This window comes from Brevundimonas sp. (assembly GCF_036677305.1).
In the GTDB taxonomy this organism is placed as follows: domain Bacteria; phylum Pseudomonadota; class Alphaproteobacteria; order Caulobacterales; family Caulobacteraceae; genus Brevundimonas.
This window is the reverse complement of the sequence record NZ_JAKFEB010000181.1, coordinates 1-2,417: the sequence shown is the minus strand read 5'-3', so window position 1 is coordinate 2,417 and position 2,417 is coordinate 1. Positions and strand designations below refer to the sequence as shown.

Annotated in this window: 2 protein-coding genes; both read left to right on the top strand. The window is 70.3% G+C overall.

What is annotated here, in order from left to right; genetic code table 11:
- Positions 1–616 precede the first annotated feature (616 nt).
- Positions 617–1,516 carry a class I SAM-dependent methyltransferase gene (locus V6M42_RS10610; RefSeq protein WP_332678447.1) on the top strand — a complete coding sequence of 300 codons (900 nt, stop codon included), beginning with the start codon at positions 617–619 and terminating at the stop codon, positions 1,514–1,516.
- Positions 1,517–1,700: 184 nt separating this feature from the next.
- Positions 1,701–2,417 (top strand): pseudouridine synthase (locus tag V6M42_RS10605; RefSeq protein ID WP_332678446.1); only part of this gene is annotated, 717 nt, incomplete at its 3' end.

Genomic DNA, 2,417 nt, shown 5'->3' with positions numbered 1-2,417 from the left:
GTCCTCAAGGACCCCCGGCGTAAGCGCCCCCGGGCTTCATCGCTCGACCACAGCCCGCCGACATCGAGAAGCGTGGATCCGACGCCCTCCCCACCGACGGGATGGGGGGATTATGGGGCGGGGCTGGACCAAGGCTACGAGATGACGCTGCTGCGTGTTGATAAACCTTAGGGGTCAAAGGGTTGGCTTCTGCAACTCGTCTGTTTCAGCGCGAACCTGCAGCATTGAACCCGTCATTCCGGGGCTGGGACCGGCGCAGCCGGGAACAGAACCCGGAACCCAGGGGATCGGACACCGTCCTCTGAAGCGCCGCGAACGTCGAGCCCGGTCTCCTGGGTTCCGGGTTCCTCGCTGCGCTCGGCCCCGGAATGACGGCAGGAAGGGGGGCTCCCCTCCTACGCGGTTGGTCTTTTCGACCATTTCGGACAGCTGGAAGCCGACGCCGCCGTCGTCCGACGCGCCGCAAACGTCGAGCCCGGTCTCCTGGGTTCCGGGTTCCTCGCTGCGCTCGGCCCCGGAATGACGGGGGGTGGCGCTCGCCCCCGGGCAGGCGACCCGGGAGAGGGAGTTACGCCCCCGTTTCCCGCCGCGCCCCATTCCCGCTATAGGCCGCGCCATGACCACCCTTCTGTATGGCCGCCCGCCGGCGGTGTTCGATCCGCCCGGCGCGGCGACCCAGGTTTCGCCCCTGATCCCCGGCTCGACGCCGCTCGAGGATGTGGCCGAGGGCTCGGCCGACGCGATCATGATCTACGCCCCGCCCGGGGTGCTGGAACGGCGGCATACGCTGGCGCTGGCGCTGCGGGCGCTGAAGCCCGGGGGACGGCTGGACGCCATGGCGCCCAAGGACAAGGGCGGGTCGCGGCTGAAGAAGGAGCTGGAAGGCTTCGGCGTCGAGGTCGGCGAGAGCGCCAAGGCGCATCACCGGCGCTGCGTCGTCATCCGGCCCAAGACGCTGACCGGGATCGACGAAGCCATCGCCGCGGGCGCGCCGCGTCTGGTCGAGGGGCTGGAAGCCTGGTCGCAGCCGGGCGTCTTCGCCTGGGACCGGATCGATGCGGGGTCGATGCTGCTGGCGCAGACGGCGCCGAAGCTGAAGGGCGCCGGGGCCGATCTGGGCTGCGGCTACGGCGCGCTGGCGACGGTGGTGCTGGGGTCGCCGGCGGTGACGTCGCTGCGGCTGATCGATCTGGACCGGCGCGCCATCGCGGCGGCGAAGCAGAATGTCACCGACCCGCGCGCGACCTTCGAATGGGCGGATGCGCGCACCGTCGAGGCGGCCGGCGATCTGGACTTCATCGTCACCAATCCGCCGTTCCACGACGGCGGGGCCGAGGACAAGCGGCTGGGTCAGGCCTTCATCCGTCAGGCGGCGGGCATGCTGGGCAAGGGCGGGGTGCTGTGGCTCGTGGCCAACCGCCACCTGCCCTATGAGGCCGAGCTGAACGCGGCCTTCAAACGGGTGCGGATGGCCGCCGATGCGGGCGGGTACAAGGTGTTCGAGGCGGTGAAGTGAGCAGCGCACTTCCTTTTCGTCATCCTCCGGCAAGCCGCGCAGCGGCGCAGACCGGGGGACCCAGCGGCGCGCGGCAGCGCGAAACTGCCGGGAGCTCGCTGTTTACGACAGCCTGCCTGAACAGGTCGCCTTCGGCGCCGCCGGGTCCCCCGGTCTCGCTTCGCTCGCCGGAGGATGACGAAGGATGAAAACCCCCACCGCCCGCGTCGACAAGCTGCTGGGCTCGATGGGCTATGGCTCGCGGACCGAGATGGCGCGGCTGGGCAAGGCGGGCGGGATCGTGCTGGACGGCGCTGATCTGACCGATGTGTCGAAGCGGATCGCGGTGACGCCGGACCTGCCGTCGCGGATGGAGATCGACGGCGAGCCGCTGGATCCGGTTCCGGGTCTGGTGATGATGCTGCACAAGCCGCTGGGCATGACCTGTTCGCGCAAGGAGGACGGGGCCCTAGTCTATGACGTCCTGCCGCCGCGGTGGAAGCGGCGCGACCCGGCGATCTCGACCATCGGGCGGCTGGACAAGCAGACCACGGGCCTGCTGCTGCTGACCGACGACGGCGACCTGCTGCACCGGGTGATCTCGCCCAAACGTCATGTGGCCAAGGTCTATCGCGCCACCCTGGCGCGGCCGCTGGACGGGAGCGAGGGCGACATTTTCGCCGCCGGGGGTCTGGTGTTGGAGGGCGAGGACAAGCCGCTGTCGCCGGCCGCGCTGGACGTGCTGTCGCCGACCGAGGCGCGGCTGACGGTGACCGAGGGCCGCTATCACATGGTGCGGCGGATGTTCGCGGCGGTGGGCAACCACGTCGAGGAACTGCACCGCGAACGGGTCGGCGGGCTGGCCCTGCCGGACGATCTGGCGCCGGGAGAGTGGCGGCTGCTGGACCAGGATCAGATCGAC